Here is an 876-nt window from a genome sequence, read left to right as displayed (position 1 = left end):
TTACCGAGAACTTGTTTATCGAAGATCTAGAAAAGTTCTCTCCGACTTGCGAGCGCTTGCACGCTTTGGGCTTTAAGATTTCATTGGATGATTTCGGAACGGGCTACTCGTCACTAAGCATTTTTAGAACATTGCCGATTGATGAAGTTAAAATTGACAAGAGCTTTGTCGACAATATTGAGCACGATAAAAAAGCGCTGAATATGGTGAAAAACATCATCGCTATTGGCAAAAACTTCGAAATGAAAGTCTTAGCTGAAGGGGTCGAAACGCAACGCCAACGCGACCAATTAGAAGCGTGTGGCTGTGATTTGATTCAAGGTTATTTCTACTCCAAGCCACTCTCTTTTGACCAACTTGTTAGCTTTGTGAAAGACAATAAAGAAGAAAAAGCCATCATAGATTAACGATGGCTTTGTGATGTCGGTTTTAAACCACGATTTCCGTTTATTTCTGCATTTCTTGGTACATCACCTCAACAAGCTCGCCTTTCGGGTCACCCGACAATTCCCAAGTAAAAATGCCACCTAAGTTCGCCTGTTTCGCCCAATTTGCTTTGGCTTTGATCGAGCGTTGATCTTCGTAAGAGATAAAAACTTTCTTTTCAGGATTCCACAAGTACGGCGCTTGGGATTGCTCATCATAGTTGTACTCGTAGCCCTGCTTTGCTCCATAGTTCTTCACTAAATCCCAGAACATGAAATAGCCGTTCTCACCCGTACCAAACTGCGCTCCTTGCTCGGATACGAGATCTTGCGTTGGTAAGCCACCCGAAAAATCTTTAGTACCTTGACAGCCACGCCCATAAAATGCAGCGCCAATCACCAGTTTTTCACTTGGAATACCCAGCTCGATCCTCTGCTTGATGAACACGTC

2 protein-coding genes are annotated in these 876 nt (G+C 43.4%); one reads left to right on the top strand and one right to left on the bottom strand.

Annotated features, from left to right (window positions below; translation table 11 throughout):
- The coding region (locus R7E78_RS25350) for an EAL domain-containing protein (protein WP_318058504.1) at positions 1-407 on the top strand (407 nt) is incomplete at its 5' end.
- 40 nt (positions 408-447) lie between these two features.
- On the opposite strand, the gene R7E78_RS25345 is transcribed toward R7E78_RS25350, so the two are convergent.
- The coding region (locus R7E78_RS25345; protein WP_318058503.1) for a glycosyl hydrolase family 18 protein at positions 448-876 on the bottom strand (429 nt) is incomplete at its 5' end.

The sequence above is a fragment of the Vibrio sp. YT-19(2023) genome (assembly GCF_033337395.1).
This window is presented reverse-complemented; position numbering and strand designations above follow the sequence as displayed.